At 62.1% G+C, this 17,343-nt stretch carries 20 protein-coding genes and 1 pseudogene; 16 read left to right on the forward strand and 5 right to left on the reverse strand.

What is annotated here, in order from left to right:
* Positions 1-77: 77 nt before the first annotated feature.
* Positions 78-479 (reverse strand): GFA family protein, encoded by a 402-nt coding sequence (locus tag CIT31_RS08920; RefSeq protein WP_065006216.1) that lies wholly within the window; start codon positions 477-479, stop codon positions 78-80.
* A 166-nt stretch (positions 480-645) separates the two neighbouring features.
* Here CIT31_RS08920 and CIT31_RS08925 point away from each other — a divergent pair, with 166 nt between their 5' ends.
* The 4 genes and pseudogenes from CIT31_RS08925 to CIT31_RS08940 all read left to right on the forward strand — a co-directional run.
* Positions 646-1,440: a TlyA family RNA methyltransferase gene (locus CIT31_RS08925; RefSeq protein ID WP_095518293.1), complete on the forward strand. Its 795-nt coding sequence runs from the start codon at positions 646-648 to the stop codon at positions 1,438-1,440.
* Positions 1,437-2,678, forward strand: a complete 1,242-nt coding sequence (locus CIT31_RS08930; protein ID WP_095518294.1) for a class I SAM-dependent RNA methyltransferase — start codon at positions 1,437-1,439, stop codon at positions 2,676-2,678. The genes CIT31_RS08925 and CIT31_RS08930 overlap by 4 nt, the downstream gene beginning before the upstream one ends.
* Positions 2,679-2,764: 86 nt before the next feature.
* Complete coding sequence (locus tag CIT31_RS08935; RefSeq protein WP_029355607.1) at positions 2,765-3,136, forward strand: antitoxin Xre/MbcA/ParS toxin-binding domain-containing protein; 372 nt, start codon at positions 2,765-2,767, stop codon at positions 3,134-3,136.
* Positions 3,129-3,623, forward strand: a pseudogene (locus tag CIT31_RS08940) (RES family NAD+ phosphorylase); the annotation flags it as partial. The gene CIT31_RS08935 and the pseudogene CIT31_RS08940, both read left to right, overlap by 8 nt.
* A 156-nt stretch (positions 3,624-3,779) precedes the next feature.
* Here CIT31_RS08940 and tldD read toward each other — a convergent pair.
* Together tldD and CIT31_RS08950 are read right to left on the reverse strand one after the other, a co-directional pair.
* Complete coding sequence (gene tldD, locus CIT31_RS08945; RefSeq protein WP_095518295.1) at positions 3,780-5,192, reverse strand: metalloprotease TldD; 1,413 nt, start codon at positions 5,190-5,192, stop codon at positions 3,780-3,782.
* A gap of 134 nt (positions 5,193-5,326) precedes the next feature.
* Positions 5,327-5,896 carry an invasion associated locus B family protein gene (locus tag CIT31_RS08950; RefSeq protein WP_095518296.1) on the reverse strand — a complete coding sequence of 190 codons (570 nt, stop codon included), beginning with the start codon at positions 5,894-5,896 and terminating at the stop codon, positions 5,327-5,329.
* Between the two features lie 374 nt (positions 5,897-6,270).
* On the opposite strand from CIT31_RS08950, the gene coxB reads away from it, so the two are divergent.
* From coxB to CIT31_RS09015, 12 genes are all read left to right on the forward strand, one after another.
* On the forward strand, positions 6,271-7,155 hold the full coding sequence (gene coxB / locus CIT31_RS08960; protein WP_095518297.1) for a cytochrome c oxidase subunit II: 885 nt from the start codon (positions 6,271-6,273) through the stop codon (positions 7,153-7,155).
* Positions 7,156-7,192: 37 nt separating this feature from the next.
* The gene (gene ctaD, locus CIT31_RS08965) at positions 7,193-8,845 is read left to right on the forward strand and encodes a cytochrome c oxidase subunit I (RefSeq protein WP_029355618.1); all 1,653 of its coding nucleotides are present in this window, start codon (positions 7,193-7,195) and stop codon (positions 8,843-8,845) included.
* 77 nt (positions 8,846-8,922) lie between these two features.
* A complete protein-coding gene (locus tag CIT31_RS08970; RefSeq protein WP_095518298.1) occupies positions 8,923-9,867 on the forward strand; it encodes a heme o synthase in 945 nt (314 codons plus the stop codon).
* A gap of 2 nt (positions 9,868-9,869) precedes the next feature.
* Complete coding sequence (locus CIT31_RS08975; RefSeq protein WP_077381685.1) at positions 9,870-10,031, forward strand: hypothetical protein; 162 nt, start codon at positions 9,870-9,872, stop codon at positions 10,029-10,031.
* 8 nt (positions 10,032-10,039) lie between these two features.
* The gene (locus tag CIT31_RS08980; protein WP_095518417.1) at positions 10,040-10,681 is read left to right on the forward strand and encodes a cytochrome c oxidase assembly protein; all 642 of its coding nucleotides are present in this window, start codon (positions 10,040-10,042) and stop codon (positions 10,679-10,681) included.
* Between the two features lies 1 nt (position 10,682).
* Positions 10,683-11,564 (forward strand): cytochrome c oxidase subunit 3, encoded by an 882-nt coding sequence (locus CIT31_RS08985; RefSeq protein WP_065006224.1) that lies wholly within the window; start codon positions 10,683-10,685, stop codon positions 11,562-11,564.
* 82 nt (positions 11,565-11,646) lie between these two features.
* The gene (locus tag CIT31_RS08990) at positions 11,647-12,033 is read left to right on the forward strand and encodes a DUF983 domain-containing protein (protein WP_095518299.1); all 387 of its coding nucleotides are present in this window, start codon (positions 11,647-11,649) and stop codon (positions 12,031-12,033) included.
* Positions 12,030-12,839, forward strand: a complete 810-nt coding sequence (locus tag CIT31_RS08995) for an SURF1 family protein (protein ID WP_165778381.1) — start codon at positions 12,030-12,032, stop codon at positions 12,837-12,839. The genes CIT31_RS08990 and CIT31_RS08995 overlap by 4 nt, the downstream gene beginning before the upstream one ends.
* A 140-nt stretch (positions 12,840-12,979) precedes the next feature.
* Positions 12,980-13,990 (forward strand): 4-hydroxy-3-methylbut-2-enyl diphosphate reductase, encoded by a 1,011-nt coding sequence (gene ispH / locus CIT31_RS09000; protein ID WP_029355631.1) that lies wholly within the window; start codon positions 12,980-12,982, stop codon positions 13,988-13,990.
* Between the two features lie 7 nt (positions 13,991-13,997).
* Entirely contained in the window at positions 13,998-14,960 is a 963-nt protein-coding gene (locus tag CIT31_RS09005) for a homoserine kinase (RefSeq protein WP_095518301.1), read from the forward strand.
* Positions 14,957-15,484 (forward strand): ribonuclease HI, encoded by a 528-nt coding sequence (rnhA, locus tag CIT31_RS09010; RefSeq protein ID WP_095518302.1) that lies wholly within the window; start codon positions 14,957-14,959, stop codon positions 15,482-15,484. Before CIT31_RS09005 ends, rnhA begins: the two co-directional genes overlap by 4 nt.
* A gap of 42 nt (positions 15,485-15,526) precedes the next feature.
* Positions 15,527-16,120: a histidine phosphatase family protein gene (locus CIT31_RS09015; RefSeq protein ID WP_095518303.1), complete on the forward strand. Its 594-nt coding sequence runs from the start codon at positions 15,527-15,529 to the stop codon at positions 16,118-16,120.
* Between the two features lie 5 nt (positions 16,121-16,125).
* On the opposite strand, the gene CIT31_RS09020 is transcribed toward CIT31_RS09015, so the two are convergent.
* Both CIT31_RS09020 and CIT31_RS09025 read right to left on the reverse strand, forming a co-directional pair.
* On the reverse strand, positions 16,126-16,605 hold the full coding sequence (locus CIT31_RS09020; RefSeq protein WP_095518304.1) for a DUF2938 domain-containing protein: 480 nt from the start codon (positions 16,603-16,605) through the stop codon (positions 16,126-16,128).
* A 185-nt stretch (positions 16,606-16,790) separates the two neighbouring features.
* Positions 16,791-17,291 carry a peroxiredoxin gene (locus CIT31_RS09025; RefSeq protein ID WP_095518305.1) on the reverse strand — a complete coding sequence of 167 codons (501 nt, stop codon included), beginning with the start codon at positions 17,289-17,291 and terminating at the stop codon, positions 16,791-16,793.
* Positions 17,292-17,343 lie beyond the last annotated feature (52 nt).

The following is a 17,343-nucleotide window of genomic DNA, read 5'->3' on the forward strand; positions in this document are numbered from 1 at the left end:
CGGCCGGTCGCGAACGAACCATCGCCAAGGGGTCATCTTCTGCTTTCCGCACCGGTACTGAGTGTCAGATTTTTCCACTAGAACCACATATCGCGCACGCAGCGACCATCGCGCGGCAGGTCCTCGAACTTGTGGAGACCATCGAAATGGTCGATTGGGAGGTGGGCGATGGCGTCAGGCGGCGCAAGCCTCACATTGACGGCGATTCGAGTGCGACCGGCGGCACTGGAGCGCAAACCACGCCAGGCCAGAACGCAGGCGCATCTCGGACAGAACAGAATCTCGAGCGAGGGGGCATCTTTTCCGGCGCGCGTATAAGACCTTGTCGATCCCGCAACGCGAATGCGTTTGTCGACATAATCGTAAGCCCACAGTGCGCCATAGCGGCGGCACAGCGTGCAATTGCAGGCTGTGATCGAGCCGGGATCGCCCTCCAACGTCCAGTGGGCCGCGCCACAATGGCAGGTTCCGGTCAGCATCCGTCCTCCTTCACGTTCTGGCAGCAAAACGGCATATCGTTCCCAACATTGTGCCGGACCTGGTGCGATATTCAACAAGTTGTGGCGCGGCCTGCTTTCCCCCAAAGATGTTCGTTGTTCTTCCCAATATCCTTGCCTTCGTGACGGGCTTTCGCCATGAAGGCCGATGAACTCCCCTTTGCCAGCCAGCCGACGCCAGCGGCTCGACGAACTTCTCTTCGCGCGCGGCCTGTTTCCCAGCCGCTCTCGCGCCCGCGACGCGATCGAGCGCGGTACGGTGATGGCCGATGGCGTCATCGCCCGCAAGCCTGGCCAGACCGTCCTGGCTGATTGCCTCATAGCCGTCGATGATCCGGCACTGGGTTACGTGTCGCGTGCTGCGCTGAAGCTGATCGCCGGGCTCAATCATTTCGGTCTCGATCCCGCCGGCAGCGAAGCGCTGGACGTCGGCGCCTCGACCGGAGGCTTCACTCAGGTCTTGCTTGAACGCGGCGCGGCACATGTCACGGCTATCGATGTCGGGCATGGCCAGATACATCCGGATATCGCTGGCGATCCGCGTGTGACGGTGATCGAGGGATTGAACGCCCGTGATCTTTCCGCCGCCGATCTTGCCGATCGCATTCCGGATTTTATCGTCTCCGATGTCAGCTTCATCTCGTTGAAACTGGCACTGCCGCCGGCGCTCGCCATCGCCAGGAGCGGCGCCAGAGCAATATTTCTGGTCAAGCCGCAATTCGAGGCGGGCCGCGAGGCGATCGGCAAGGGCGGCTTGCTGAAGGACCCATACGATGCGGCGCGGGTTGCCGGCCTGCTGCAGGACTGGCTCGACGGCGTCCCCGGTTGGCGCTCGCTGGGATTGCATCTGTCGCCGATCGAAGGCGGCGACGGCAACCGCGAGTTCCTGCTCGCCGGGATCAAGGATGCCGGAGTGAAGAACAGCGGGATCGGCGGCCGATGAACGCGCGCTTCACGATCACACGACTGGGATCCCAGGGCGACGGCGTCGCCGAGACGGAAACCGGCGAGCTTTTCATTCCGTTCACGTTGCCCGGTGAAACCGTCACCGCCGCGCGCGAAAAGGATCGCGCCACGCTTATGTCCGTGCTGGACGCATCGCCGCTTCGCATTGATCCCGCCTGCCGGCATTTCACCGAATGCGGCGGCTGCGCCATCCAGCATCTTGAGGCCGAAGATTATCATCGGTGGAAGCGCGACAAGGTTGCGCATGCGCTGAACAGCAAGGGCATCACCTGCGACATTGACGCGCTGGTCCCGTGCGCACCGCAGACGCGTCGGCGCGTCGTGTTCACCGCCCGACGGAGCGAGGCCGGCATGCGGCTCGGCTTTGTTCGCGCGCTGTCGTCCGAAATCATTTCCATCGAGGAATGCCCGATCTCGCTGCCGGAGATCGTCGCAAAGATCGACCGTCTGAAAGCACTCGCCGAATTGGTTTGCGCAACGACGAAATCGTTTCGCATGACGGTCACGGTGACCGGTTCCGGCCTCGATGTCGCGGTTCACGATTCCGGCAAGCTCGGCGAGAACCAGCGCCGCGTCGCCTCCAACTTCGTCATCGCTCAGGGACTGGCAAGGCTTTCGATCGACGGCGAGGTCATCATCGAGCCCAAAAAGCCTGTTGTCATGTTCGGTGGCGTGGCTGTCGCGGTGCCGCCGGGTGCTTTCCTGCAGGCCACCGAGGCGGCCGAGCAGGCGATGGCGGACATCGTCGGCCGGCATTTGGTGCGCGCCAAAAAGGTCGCCGATCTCTTCGCCGGCTGCGGCAGCTTCGCGCTACGTCTCGCCGCCAAGTCGGAAGTCCATGCGGTGGAGGGTGACGCGGCAGCGCTTTCGGCGCTCGACCGGGCGTTCCGTTTCGCCGGCGGTCTGAAGCGGGTAACCAGCGAACGCCGCGACCTGTTTCGGCGGCCGCTCACATTTAAGGAGTTGAATGTCTTCGATGGCATTGTGTTCGATCCGCCCCGCGCCGGCGCCGAGGACCAGTCGAAGCAGATTGCCCGTTCCGACGTGCCGCTTGTCGCCGCGGTTTCCTGCAATCCGGTGACGTTGGCACGCGACCTGCGCATCCTCATCGATGGCGGCTACGCCCTGAAATGCGTGACGCCGATCGATCAGTTCCTGTGGTCGCCGCATGTCGAAGCCGTTGCGCTTTTGGAGAAGCCGAAACGACGGCGGTAACAGGTTTGCATTTGTTTGAGCTTGAATTGCGCGTAAAATGAGCACATTTTTATCACATGCTGTTCAAAACGTGCTAGGATGATACCATGAATGCCGCAGCTCTCGAAATTCGAGCATCGCGCTTTGGCGAGGAACGGACGCCATTTCTTTCGGCAAGACGGGTGGCTGAATTGCTGGGCGTCAATCTGACCGAACTGGCGGGCCTGATCGGCGTCGCGCGCAACACGCTTGCCGCCAAGACCGGCGCGCGCAAGGTCGATGCTGCATTGAGTCCGATTGTCCGTATCCTGGCGATGGCAGGCGAGATGGCCGGCGATGAACAGCGTGCGGCGATCTGGTTCAAGCATCAGCCGATCCCCGGCTGGGCGGGAAAGACCGCCTACGATCTCGTTCGAGAGGGCAAGACGGACAAGGTGCTTGCCTATCTGGAGGCAGTCCGCTCCGGCATCTATGCCTGACAGCAGGCTGAGCCTATGGCGTGCCTTCGTGCCGCGTTGGGCGCATCTTCCGCTTTCCGGCGAAGGAGCGGCCCGCTTTGGCGGGCGCTGGAATCCGGTGGGCACCCCGACCATCTATGCTGCGCGGGAATTATCGACCGCTTGGGCGGAGTACAACCAGGGCTTTGTCCAGCATCCGGCGGTGATTGCGCAGCTCGAACTTTCAGGCGCGCGGCTGGCCGACCTGACGGACGCTGATGTGTTGACCAAGCTCGGCGTGACGGCAGACATTCACCGATGCGAATGGCGCGACATCATGGATCAAGGCCTGGTGCCTGAGACGCACACGCTGAGAGATCGCCTGATTGCCGATGGGCATCACGGCGTGATCTACCCGTCCTTCATGTCGCCGGGGGGCACATGCGTCGCCCTCTGGCGATGGAACGAGAACAACGCACCGCGTCTGAAGGTCATCGATCCCGACCATCGTTTGCCGAAAACCCCGGCTGTAGGGCAGTTCGAAACTGGCCGGCAGACGGCTATGCTTCTTGCACGCCGCTCTGGCGGTTTCCGCCACCCTTACAGTCACTTGCCAAGGATCGCGGGCGGCAGCGGCCGAGAGGGACCGGTTTTCGCGACCACAATAGCTGGCGCGGCCGGTCTATCAAACCCGTGTGCCGCCGACCGTCATCTGGTTCATCCTGAGATGCGGCTGGCCGACGCCGACCGGCACGCCCTGGCCGGCCTTGCCGCACATGCCGATGCCGGTGTCGAGCTTCATGTCGTTGCCGATCATCGAAACCCGATGCATGGCATCCGGCCCGTTGCCGATCAGCATGGCGCCCTTGATCGGCTGCGTTACCTTACCATTCTCGATCATGTAGGCCTCGGTGCAGCCGAACACGAACTTGCCCGAGGTGATGTCGACCTGGCCGCCGCCGAAGGAGACGGCATAGATGCCGTTCTTGACCGACGCGATGATTTCGTCCGGCTGCATATCGCCTGAGGTCATGTAGGTGTTGGTCATGCGCGGCATCGGCTGGTGCGCATAGCCTTCGCGCCGTCCGTTGCCGGTGGCCTCCATGCCCATCAGCCGGGCGTTCTGGCGGTCCTGCATATAGCCGACAAGCTTGCCGTCATCGATCAGCACGTTGCGGGCCGACGGCGTGCCTTCGTCATCGACGGTCAGCGACCCACGCCGTTCGGCCATGGTGCCGTCGTCGACGACGGTGACACCCTTCGCGGCCACCTGCTGGCCCATCAGTCCGGCGAAGGCCGATGTCTTCTTGCGGTTGAAGTCGCCTTCCAGCCCGTGGCCGACGGCTTCGTGCAGCATGACGCCCGGCCAGCCGCTCGACAGCACGATGTCGAAGGTGCCGGCGGGCGCCGGGACCGCTTCGAGGTTGACCAGCGCCTGCCGCAGCGCCTCCTTGGCCGCGTGCTTCCAGCTCTCCTCGACCAGGAATTCGCCAAACGCCTTGCGTCCGCCCATGCCGTAGGAGCCGCTCTCCTGGCGGTCGCCGTTGCCGACCACCACCGCCACGTTGATCCTGACCAGCGGGCGGATGTCGCGCACCATCTGGCCGTCGGCACGCACGATCTCGACATGCTGCCAGGAGGCGGCGAGCGAAGCCGTCACCTGTCGCACGCGCGGATCCTCGGCTCGCAGCCACGCATCGATTTCCTGAAGCAGCTTGGCCTTGGCCTCGAAGGAGGGCGAGGGGATCGGGTTCTCGTCGCCATAGAGATGGCGGTTGGTGCGGGCGGGTGCCGCGGCAAGCGTGCCGGAATAACCGCCCTTCACCGTCGAGACGGCGTCGGCCGCGCGCAGCAGCGATGCTTCGGAAAGATCGCTGGAATGTGCGTAGCCGCTCGCTTCCCCGGCGACAGCACGCAACCCAAAACCCTGGTCGGTATTGAAATTGGCGGTCTTCAGCCGTCCATTGTCGAACATCAGCGCTTCGCTTTCGCTGTATTCGAGGAACAGCTCGCCGTCGTCGGCGCCGTTGATGGTCTCGGCGACGATCTGTTTGATGCGATCGTCGGAAATGTCGAATTGGCCGATCAGGCTGTTCATGGCAGGTCCGTCCGTGGAAAGAGGTTGTCCTCACGATGTAGGCGCGAACGTGCGCCGAGACAATCGACGACGACCATTGTCATCGCCAAAGGCCAGTCACAATCGCTTTCTCGGATCTTGGTTCTGACCGGTTCTCAAGGCAGGGCGGCGAACCCGTCGGCGAAACCCTTGAGCTCGACCGGGATGCCGATGCCTTCCTCCGGCGTCTGGAAGACAATGAAGGTGGCTGACGTTCCGGTCTTCAGCGTGTCGAGCAGCGGCTTTTCGAGAATGACCTCGGCGTAGCAGCCGTCCTGGAAGCAGCGCACGAAATAGGCCCGGCCGATGTCCTTGCCATCGACATTGAGGCCGAGCCCGTTGGGCAGCAGCACGCCGAGCGGCGCCAGCACGCGCAGGATTTCAGCCTTGTTGTCGGCGGTGCGCAGCACGACGACGGAAAGCCCCATCTCTGGACGGTCCTCGGCGACGACGTTCTGCATCATCACGCATTGTTCCGATGTGGCGCCGGCCGGCGTGTCGCAGATGATCGACCACGCGCCATGCGTCGAGCGCACCTTGCCGCTTGGCTGTGCAGCATTGGCCTGGCTGGACAGGCCGACGCCAGACAGGCCAACGGTAGACACCGCGGCGAGAAAGATGACGTTCGCCAAGGTTCTCGAAAGCCCAAGTCTCGAAAGCCCAAGTTCCCAAAGCCAAGAGTTCATGACGGCTCCAATGCGAATCACGGCACTTTAAGCCGCGCCAAGGGCAAGTAAAGGATGAGACCACTTCCGGCCTGCCTCGACCAAGGCAATTGTGCGCTTTTCCGTGCCAAATTCGCCCGAATTGCGACAGCCCGGCGCATTTTGCCAGGACAGTCCGCCGCTCGGGCTTCCGCGATCCGCCACCGCCGCGGCCGCCGCCAAAATGCGCAGCCGCGCTTGCGCGCAAAAATGCCGCACGGTTTCCTCCGCTCCTTTCTTGCGGAGGCAAATAGAGTATGGTTTGAACCAGCCTCGGGACTGTCCGGGATTCCCGTCCCGGCGATGTTCGATATTCTTGCGGTCCGATCGCGAGGAACTGGGAGATAATGACGGCAATGAGAAAATTCCTAGCAGGCGCCAAACTCCTAGCGAGCGCTTGGGCTGCCGCCACATTGTTCACCGGCGCATCCGCCCATGCGGCCCAGCCTGCGCCGTGGGAAATGACCTTCCAGCCCGCCGCCACCGACATGATGCGGCAGATCGCCTGGTTCGAGCACTACACGCTATGGTTCATCGTGCCGATCACCCTCTTCGTGCTCGCGCTTATCGCCTATTGCATCTTGAAATTCCGTGCCAGCGTCAACTCGATCCCGTCGCGCACCAGCCATAACACGCTGATCGAGGTGATCTGGACGGTTGGGCCGGTCGTCGTGCTGCTCTGTCTCGCCATCCCTTCGTTTCAGCTCCTGACCGCGCAATACACACCGCCGGAAGAAGCCAAGCTGACCATTAAAGCGACCGGCAACCAGTGGAACTGGGACTACGAATACCAGACCGAAAACACGCTTTCCTTCAACTCCGCGATCCTGGCGGATTCTGACCGCGCGGCGGCTGGCAAGGAGGATCGCGGCGTTTATCCGCGCCTGCTCGCCGTCGACAACGAGATGGTGGTGCCAGTCAACACCATGACCCGGGTGCTGGTGACGGCGGCGGACGTGATTCATGCCTTTGCCATGCCATCCTTCGGCATCAAGACCGACGCGGTTCCGGGCCGCATCAACGAGGTCTGGTTCAAGGCGGAAAAGGAAGGCCTCTATTACGGCCAGTGTTCGGAGCTCTGCGGCAAGGACCACGCCTTCATGCCGATCGCGATCCGCGTCGTCTCCGACGCCCAGTACAAGACCTGGCTGGCGGCAGCCAGCACCGACCTTCCCGGCGCCAACAAGGCGCTGATGGCCGAGGTCGACAGCAAAGACAAGGTAGCGGCCGCCGGCAACTGATGCCGCGACCAGAAAAGATCAGGGAACGGAGCCGAACATGGCAGACGCTGCAGCTCACGACGATCACGACCATAAGCCGTATCATGGCTGGGTCCGGTGGGTGAATTCGACCAACCACAAGGATATCGGTACGCTCTATCTGATCTTCGCGATCATGGCGGGCTGCGTTGGCGGTGCCCTTTCGGTCGTCATGCGCATGGAACTGCAGGAGCCGGGAATCCAGATTTTCACCGGCCTGGCGCAGATGGTCTACGGCTTGAATGCCGACGCCGCGCTCGATGGCGGCAAGAGCATGTACAATGCCTTCACCACTGCGCATGCGCTGATCATGATCTTCTTCATGGTCATGCCAGCGCTGATCGGCGGTTTCGCCAACTGGATGGTGCCGATCATGATCGGTGCGCCCGACATGGCTTTCCCGCGCATGAACAACGTCTCGTTCTGGCTGCTGCCACCGGCTTTCATCCTGCTGATTATCTCGGCCTTCGTGCCGAGCGCGCCTGGCGCCTACGGCGTCGGCGGCGGCTGGACGATCTATCCGCCGCTATCGACGTCGGGCCAGCCGGGACCGGCGATGGACCTTGCGATCCTGTCGCTGCACATCGCCGGCGCGTCGTCGATCCTCGGCGCCATCAATTTCATCACCACCATTTTCAACATGCGCGCGCCTGGCATGACGCTGCACAAGATGCCGCTGTTCGCCTGGTCGGTGCTGATCACCGCTTTCCTGCTGCTGTTGTCGCTTCCGGTTCTGGCCGGCGGCATCACCATGCTTTTGACCGATCGCAACTTCGGCACCACCTTCTTCGCGCCGGATGGCGGCGGCGACCCGATCCTGTTCCAGCACCTGTTCTGGTTCTTCGGGCATCCGGAAGTCTACATCCTGATCCTGCCGGGCTTCGGCATCGTCAGCCACATCGTCTCGACTTTCTCGAAGAAGCCCATCTTCGGCTATCTCGGCATGGCCTATGCCATGGTCGCGATCGGTGCGGTCGGCTTCATCGTCTGGGCGCATCACATGTACACGACCGGCCTGTCGCTCGACACGCAGCGCTATTTCGTCTTCGCCACCATGGTTATCGCGGTGCCGACGGGGGTGAAGATATTCTCGTGGATCGCCACCATGTGGGGCGGGTCGATTTCGCTCAAAACCCCGATGCTATGGGCGATTGGCTTCATCTTCCTGTTCACTGTCGGCGGCGTTACCGGCGTCCAGCTTGCCAATGCCGGTCTCGACCGCCCGCTGCATGACACCTACTACGTGGTCGCGCATTTCCATTATGTGCTGTCGCTGGGCGCGGTCTTTGCCATCTTCGCCGGCTGGTACTACTGGTTCCCGAAGATGACCGGCTACATGTATTCGCCTGTCATCGCCAACACCCACTTCTGGATCACCTTCGTCGGCGTCAACCTCGTCTTCTTCCCGCAGCATTTCCTCGGCCTCTCCGGCATGCCGCGCCGCTATATCGACTATCCGGATGCGTTTGCCGGCTGGAACATGGTGTCGTCCTACGGCTCGTATATTTCCGCCGTCGGCGTGGTCATCTTCCTCTACGGCGTGTTCGAGGCGTTCCAGAAGAAGCGGGTAGCTGGCGCCAATCCATGGGGCGAGGGTGCAACGACGCTCGAATGGCAGCTGCCTTCGCCGCCGCCCTTCCACCAGTGGGAACAACTGCCGAAGATCAAATAGGCGGCTGCCTGGGCGAATACGGAACCGCCGGTCCGCCCGGCGGTTTTGGCCAACGGAATGATGGACTTTAAGTACGCATGGCCCTTGTCGACGACACATTGACTGACGAACCGGGCTTTCGCATGTCGGAAGCAACGGCGGGCGATTTCTTCGCCCTGTTGAAGCCGCGTGTCATGTCGCTGGTGGTGTTCACCGCCTTTGTCGGTTTGGTCGCGGCCCCCGTGACCATCAACCCGCTTCTGGCGGTGATCGCCATCCTGGCTATTGCCATTGGTGCTGGCGCGTCCGGCGCGCTCAACATGTGGTATGACGCCGATATCGATGCGGTGATGACCAGGACCGCCGGCCGTCCTGTGCCGGCCGGCCGCATCCGGCCGGGCGAGGCGTTGAGCTTCGGCCTGGTGCTGTCGGTGCTGTCGGTGATGACGCTCGGCGTGCTTGTCAACTGGCTGTCGGCGACGCTGCTGGCCTTCACCATCTTCTTCTATGCGGTCGTCTACACGATGTGGCTGAAGCGCTGGACGCCGCAGAACATTGTCATCGGCGGTGCTGCCGGCGCCATTCCGCCGGTGATCGGCTGGGCCGCGGTGACCGGAACGGTCAGCCTGGAAAGCGCCGTCCTGTTCCTGATCATCTTCCTGTGGACGCCGCCGCATTTCTGGGCGCTCGCTCTCTTCAAGTCCGAGGACTATGCCAGGGCCGGCATCCCGATGATGCCGAATGTCGCCGGCCAGGCTTCGACCCGACGCCAGATCTTTGCCTACGCGCTGATCCTCGCGCCGGTTGGCGTGCTGCCATGGGCGCTCGGTTTCACCACGCCCGCCTATGGGGTCTTTGCGGTGCTGCTCGGTGCCGGCTTTGTCTGGTATGCGTGGAAGGTGCTGCAGATGGCGGACGACGACCATGTGATGAAGCCGGCCAAGGCATTGTTCGGCTACTCACTGCTCTACCTCTTCGCCATCTTCGCCATCTACCTTGCCGACTGCGTTGTCGCGCGCGTGCTGGCCATGGGCGGAGCATGACCATGGCCGATAAGAAACTTGAACTCGTCACGCTGACCGAGCGCCAGCAGAAGGCCCGGCGCAACCGTTCGGTAGCCATCGGCCTGGCGCTGGCGGTGCTTGTCGTCATCTTCTATATCGCGACCGTCGTGAAGTTCGGTCACAACCTCACCGGAACGATGTGAGGCTCAAGATGAACCGCAAAACAGTGACCCATCCTCAAAAGAGGAACACCAACCGCATCGTCGCCGGCGTCTGCATCGCCTTTTTCGGCGGCATGATCGGCATGGCCTATGCTGCGGTGCCGCTCTACGCGATGTTCTGCCAGGCGACCGGTTACGGCGGCACCGTGAAACGCGCAACGCAGCAATATGCCGACCGCGTGCTCGATCGCGATATCACCATCCGCTTCGACGCCAACACAGTCGGCGTGCCATGGCAGTTTGAGCCAGTCGACCGCTCGATCACCATCAAGATAGGCGAGACGGCGCAGGCGCATTATAGCGCGACCAACAAGTTCGTCCGGGCGACTACCGGCCGCGCGACCTTCAACGTGCAGCCGGAACTGGCGGGATCTTATTTCAACAAGGTCGAGTGTTTCTGCTTTACCGACACGACGTTGAAGCCTGGCGAGACGCTGGACATGCCGGTCGTGTTCTATGTAGATCCCGACATCGTCTACGCGCCGGAACTGAAGGACCTGAAGACGATTACCCTGTCCTACACGATGTTCCCGGTCGAGAGGAACGAGAAGAACAAACCGGTCGCGTCGTCGGCGCCGGCCGAAGGCACAAGCAACAAAGTTTCACATACCGAACGAAGCCTCGGGGGTTGATATGGCAGACGCTCACGCAAAACCACAACATGACTACCATCTCGTCGACCCGAGCCCGTGGCCGTTCCTTGGCTCGGTCGGCGCGCTGGTCACCGCGATCGGCGGCGTCTGTTACATGCAGTATCTCAAGGGCGGCGATTTCCCGATCTTCGGCTTCAACATCGCCAATCCGTGGCTGTTCTTCATCGGCCTTTTGATCGTTATCTACACGATGTACGCCTGGTGGTCGGATACCATCAAGGAAGCGCATGAAGGCCACCACACGCGTGTCGTGTCGCTGCATCTACGCTACGGCATGATCATGTTCATCGCTTCCGAGGTGATGTTCTTCGTCGCCTGGTTCTGGGCTTTCTTCGACGCCAGCCTGTTTCCCGGCGAGGCACAGCAATACGCCCGCGCCGCCTTCACCGGCGGTGTATGGCCGCCGAAGGGTCTCGAGGTTCTCGACCCCTTCCACCTGCCGCTCTACAACACCGTCATCCTGCTTTTGTCGGGCACTACGGTGACCTGGGCGCACCACGCGCTCATTCATGGCGACCGCAAGGGGCTGATCAACGGCCTGGTGCTGACCGTCGGTCTCGGCATGCTGTTCACCATGGTGCAGGCTTACGAGTACATTCACGCCCCGTTCGGCTTCAGGGATTCGATCTACGGCGCCACTTTCTTCATGGCGACCGGCTTCCACGGCTTCCATGTCATCATCGGCACGATCTTCCTGCTGGTCTGCCTGGTCCGTGCGATCAAGGGCGATTTCACGCCCAAGCAGCATTTCGGCTTCGAGGCGGCCGCCTGGTACTGGCACTTCGTCGACGTGGTCTGGTTGTTCCTGTTCGCGTCGATCTATGTCTGGGCCTCGAGCGGCGCGGTCATTGAAGGCCACTGACATCTTCTTGACGAAATCGACGAGGCGGCTGCGGCGACGTGGCCGCCTTATCTTTTGGGGCGAAGGGCACTAAGGTATCGCAATGAGCGACGACAAGGCGATCTGGCCACCAATCGATCCGATTTCGGCTGGCCTGCACGGCCGCTGCCCGCGCTGTGGCAAGGGACCGCTGTTTTCCGGCTTCCTCACGGTCGGCAAACGCTGCGCCAATTGCGGCCTCGACTATTCCTACGCCGATGCCGGCGACGGGCCGGCGGTGTTCGTCATCCTGATCATCGGCTTCATCGTCGTCGGGCTGGCGCTGTGGATGGAGGTGACGCTGAGCCCGCCGCTCTGGCTGCATCTCGTGTTGTGGATACCGCTAACGCTGGTGCTTTGCCTGGGCGCGCTCAGGCTGATCAAGGGTGTGCTCTTGACGCTGCAATACCGCAACAAGGCGGCGGAGGGCAGGCTGGACCTCGGCGAATGAGCACGACATCCGATTCAGTGGCAGGCCTTTCGCGACCAAAGACGGCATTGCTGCTTGGCCTAGGCCTCGTGCTGTTCTTCATTTTGCTTGGGCTAGGCACCTGGCAGGTGCAGCGCCTCTACTGGAAAGAGGGTCTTATTCAGACTATCGACCAGCGCACGCACTTTGCGCCTGTGCCTTTGGCCGAGGTCGAAAAGCGGTTCACCTCCACCGGCGACGTCGACTACACACCGGTGACGGTATCAGGCACTTTCCTGCATCACGGCGAGCGACATTTCTTCGCGACCTGGGAAGGCCAGTCGGGTTTCGATGTCTTCACGCCCTTGCGACTGGAGGACGGCCGCGTTGTTCTGATCAATCGCGGCTTCGTACCGTACGATCTCAAGGACGCGGCCAAGCGCCCGCAAAGCCAGGGTGCGGGCCAGGTGACGGTGACGGGGCTCGCCCGCAATCCGCTGCCGGCAAAGCCCTCGATAATGCTTCCCGACAATGATCCGCAGAAGAACATCTTCTACTGGAAGGATCGCGACGCCATGGCGGCCAGCGCCGGTCTGCCGGCCGGCGCGGGGCTGGTGCCGTTCTTCATCGACGCGGACGCCACCCCGAACCCGGGTGGGCTGCCGGTCGGCGGCGTTACCATCATCGACCTGCCGAACAGCCATTTGCAATATGCCGTAACCTGGTACGGCCTTGCCGCTGCCCTTGCCGGCGTCCTCATCTTCATGCTTCGCCGCCCGGCGAAAGACGCATCGGCCCGAAAATCGGAATCGATTCGAAAAGCACGATGCGTAGATAAAAAGTGTTAGAGCGTACTTTGTGCGTCCAAATGGACGCACGTCGCTCTAATGATCGGCACCGGCGCCCTTGACAGGGCAGGGGTGCGCACCTCATTTCGCGCCTTGAGTTCAAGACTTGAGTTCATGCTACGACCAGCCGGCCGGTAATCATGCTTCACACGACCACAAAGCCACCGCTGACGATAAGGCTCTGCCAGCCGCGGGGCTTCTGCGCCGGCGTCGACCGCGCCATCCAGATCGTCGTGCTGGCTCTGAAGAAATACGGTGCGCCGGTCTACGTCCGCCACGAGATCGTCCACAATCGCTACGTCGTCGAGGGGCTGCAAAGCCTTGGTGCGGTGTTCATCGAGGAGCTCTCCGAGATACCGGCGGAGCATCGCCAGAGCCCGGTCGTCTTTTCGGCGCATGGCGTGCCGAAGTCGGTACCGGCGGACGCCCAGGCGCGCAACCTCTTCTATCTCGACGCCACCTGCCCGTTGGTGTCGAAGGTCCACAAGCAGGCGATGCGCCATCAGCGGCTCGGCCGCCATGTGCTTCTGATCGGCCATGCCGGCCACCCGGAAGTGATCGGCACGATGGGGCAATTGCCCGACGGCGCCGTCACCTTGATCGAGACCGAAGCCGACGCGGCGAATTTGGTGCCTGCAGACGCGCAGGCGCTCGGTTTCGTCACCCAGACGACGCTGTCGGTTGAGGACACCGCCGGCATCATTCGGGTGCTTAAGGATCGTTTTCCCGATTTGCATGCGGCGGCAGCGGAATCGATCTGCTACGCCACCACCAATCGCCAGGAAGCGGTCAAGGAGACCGCCGCGGGCTCCGATCTCTTCCTGATCGTCGGCGCCCCGAACTCCTCCAATTCGCGGCGTCTCGTCGAAGTGGCCGAGCGCGCCGGCGCCTCGATGTCGCTTCTCGTGCAGCGCGCCTCCGAAATCCCGTGGACTGACATTGCCGGCATCTCGACGCTCGGTCTGTCGGCAGGCGCGTCGGCGCCGGAAATCATCGTCGACGAGATCATCGATGCATTCCGGCAGCGCTTCAACGTGACGATCGAGCTGGCGGTGACGGCGACAGAGACCGAGGATTTTCCGGTGATGCGGGTCCTGCGTGATGTCGAACTGACGGCGGCCGACATGGCCTTCGTCAACGGAGCCGCGTGAAGAGCCCATGGCGGTCTACACCGACGTCAACGAAGGCGAGCTCGGCGCGTTCCTGGAGGCCTATCCGGTCGGCGATCTCCTGTCCTACAAGGGCATCGCCGAAGGCACCGAGAACTCGAATTTCCTGCTGCATACAACCAGCGGCTCTTACATCCTGACGCTCTACGAAAAGCGCGTCGACAAGGCCGACCTGCCGTTCTTCCTGGGGCTCATGGGCCATCTCGCCAGAAAGGGCATTTCGTGCCCGCTTCCGGTGACCGCGCATAATGGCGACGTCATCGGAACGCTTGCCGGCCGGCCGGCGGTCATCATCACCTTTCTCGAAGGCCTTTCGCTGCGGCGGCCGACATCAGCGCATTGCGGCGAGGTCGGCAAGGCGCTGGCGGCACTGCATCTTGCCGGCGCCGACTTTCCGATGACCCGTCCGAATGCCCTTGCAATCGATGGCTGGCGCAAGCTGTGGAGCGCCGCTCGCCTTCGCGCCGACGAGGTCGAGCCGGGACTGGCGGCCGAGGTCGATGCCGACTTCGCCGATTTCGAGCGGAACTGGCCCAAAGACCTGCCGGAGGGCATCATCCATGCCGATCTTTTCCCGGACAATGTCTTCTTCCTCGGCGAAAAACTGTCCGGGCTGATCGACTTCTATTTCGCCTGCAACGATCTCTACGCCTACGATGTCGCTACCTGCCTCAATGCCTGGTGCTTCGAGAAGGATTTTTCCTTCAACCTGACCAAGGGCACGGCGCTACTTGCCGGCTACCAAAGCGTGCGGCCCTTGAGCGGCGAGGAGAGAGCGGCGCTGCCTATCCTGGCACGCGGCTCGGCGCTGCGCTTCATGCTGACCCGGCTTTACGACTGGCTGACCGTTGCCAATGGCGGGCTGGTCGTGAAACGCGATCCGACCGAATATATCAGGCGGATGCGTTTTCACCGAGCGATCAAATCTCCTTCCGAATATGGACTGACATGACCAAGCGCGTTGAAATCTTCACCGATGGTGCCTGTTCGGGCAATCCGGGGCCTGGCGGCTGGGGGGCGGTCCTGCGCTTCAACGGCGTTACGAAAGAACTGTCGGGCGGCGAGGCTGCGACCACCAACAACCGCATGGAACTTTTGGCCGCCATCTCGGCGCTCAATGCGCTGAAAGAACCTTGTGCTGTCGATCTTTATACCGACAGCAACTATGTCAAGGACGGCATTTTCAGCTGGATCGACGGCTGGAAGCGCAACGGCTGGAAGACCGCTGCCAGGCAACCGGTGAAGAATGCCGAGCTGTGGCAGGCACTCGACGAGGCGCGCAACCGCCATCAGGTCGTCTGGCACTGGGTCAAGGGCCACGCCGGCCATCCGGAGAACGAACGTGCCGACGAGCTGGCGCGGCTCGGCATGGCGCCGTTCAAGAAAGGCCCCGTCAAGACCGCGACGCCGAAGCCAGACCCGCAGTCGAAGCAGCCGGCGGTCGCAAAGCCACGGCGCTCGACCCAGAGTTATTGAATTCCGGCTGCGGGTCCGCTCTTTGGCTGGAAGACCTCTATCATGCCGATCGCATACTACATCACGCATCCCCAGGTTCGGATCGATGCCAATGTTCCAGTGCCAGAGTGGGGGCTATCCGACATCGGGCGAGCGAGAACGTCTGCAATGCTCGATCAGCCGTGGGTTCGGTCGATTCGGCGTATCGTGTCATCGGGTGAACGCAAGGCGGTAGAAACCGCCGAGATACTCGGAAGGCATCTCCGCCTTGAGGTCGAGGTGAGGGAACGGATGCATGAGAATGACCGATCGGCAACCGGTTTCCTACCGCCTGCGGAGTTCGAAGCGGTCGCGGACCAATTCTTCGCCCATCCATACAGCAGCATTCGCGGATGGGAGCGGGCTATCGATGCTCAGCATCGTATTCTGAGCGAGGTAGACACTGTGCTCGGCACAGATGACGCCGCCGACGTTGCTTTCGTGGGCCACGGAGGTGTCGGAACGCTTCTGCTGCTTTCTCTCGGCGGGCGGGAGATCAGCCGCGAGGCGGATCAGCCAGCGGGCGGTGGGAACTATTTCGCGTACGATATCCGCGCGCGTCGCGTTGTCCACGGATGGCGGCCGATCGACAGGCTGGCGCAACACCGCGACGATTAATTTGGCTAACGGATCAGCAGCGCCGTGCCGAAAAGCCCGAGCGCGAACACCGTATGTGAGACGAGATTGAGGGCGCGGATCTGCATGGGGTTGGGGCGCTTTGATGCGGCCCAGCCGGCGCCCATGCCGGGCGCCAGCAGGAACCAGCCGGCGCCCACGGTGACGATGCCGAGGATGAAGGCCGGCAGGAAGGTCGGCGCGGCCAGCCACGCCGCTCCCGCCAAAACGGCCAGAATGATGCCGTAGACGATGCCGACAAAGTAGTGGAAGGCCCAGCCCAGCGCCGATTCATGCGCGTAGGGTGCTGCCTCGCCGATATCGTCGTGGAATACCTTGCCGTCCCTGAGATGCCAGACCCAGCGGCCTACCAGTCCCCAGTTCGGCCGCGGCTGAGCAAATACCATGTTCAGGAAAATCGCCCAGAGGTCCATGAGCGCCGTGGCGCCGATGCCGATCGCCACAGCGCGCCAGAAGTGGTCAAACATCACTGAGGTCCCCCAAAAAACAAGCAACTCCGAAGAGCTAGCGCACGAGCCCGAAAACCGGTACCGGTTTTTGTTGGGGATCATGCGGCTCAGAAGTCTTGGAGCGTCCTTTGCACGCCCGGTTGGACACTCGGCGCTCGACTAAGCGTGATCGTCAGGCCAAAAGGACCGTGGCAAACCTTGGCCTATGTTGTCGCCAAAACGGAAAGCTGTCCGAGAATGTGAGCCGCACCGGATTCATCGACGCCAGGCTTTGTCTCGACATTGAGCGCGGTGACCTTGCCGTCGTCGACGATCATCGAAAACCGCTTCGAGCGCAGCCCCATGCCGCCGCCGGAAAGATCGGCGTCAAGGCCGATCGACCTGACGAAATCGCCATTGCCATCGGCAAGATAGAGGATCTTGCCTTCACCGCCGCTGAAGCGGGCCCAGGCGCCCATCACGTGAACGTCGTTGACCGCGACGACGGCGATGGTGTCGACGTCGCGCGCCAGGATGGCGTCGTAATTGTCCAGATAGCCGGGCAGATGATTGTTGGAGCAGGTCGGCGTGAAAGCGCCGGGAACGGCGAACAGCACCACCTTCTTTCCCGAGAAGATCTCGGCCGTCGTGATCGCTTTTGCGCCGTCGGCAGTCATCGTCTTGAAGGTCGCTTGGGGCAGCTTGTCGCCAACGGCAATCATCATCGAGGTCCTCACTTGAGAGATGGAAGGGAAGTGTCCTTGCGATAGCGAATTC

It is taken from the genome of Mesorhizobium wenxiniae (genome assembly GCF_002284535.1).
Classification (GTDB): Bacteria; Pseudomonadota; Alphaproteobacteria; order Rhizobiales; family Rhizobiaceae; genus Mesorhizobium; species Mesorhizobium wenxiniae.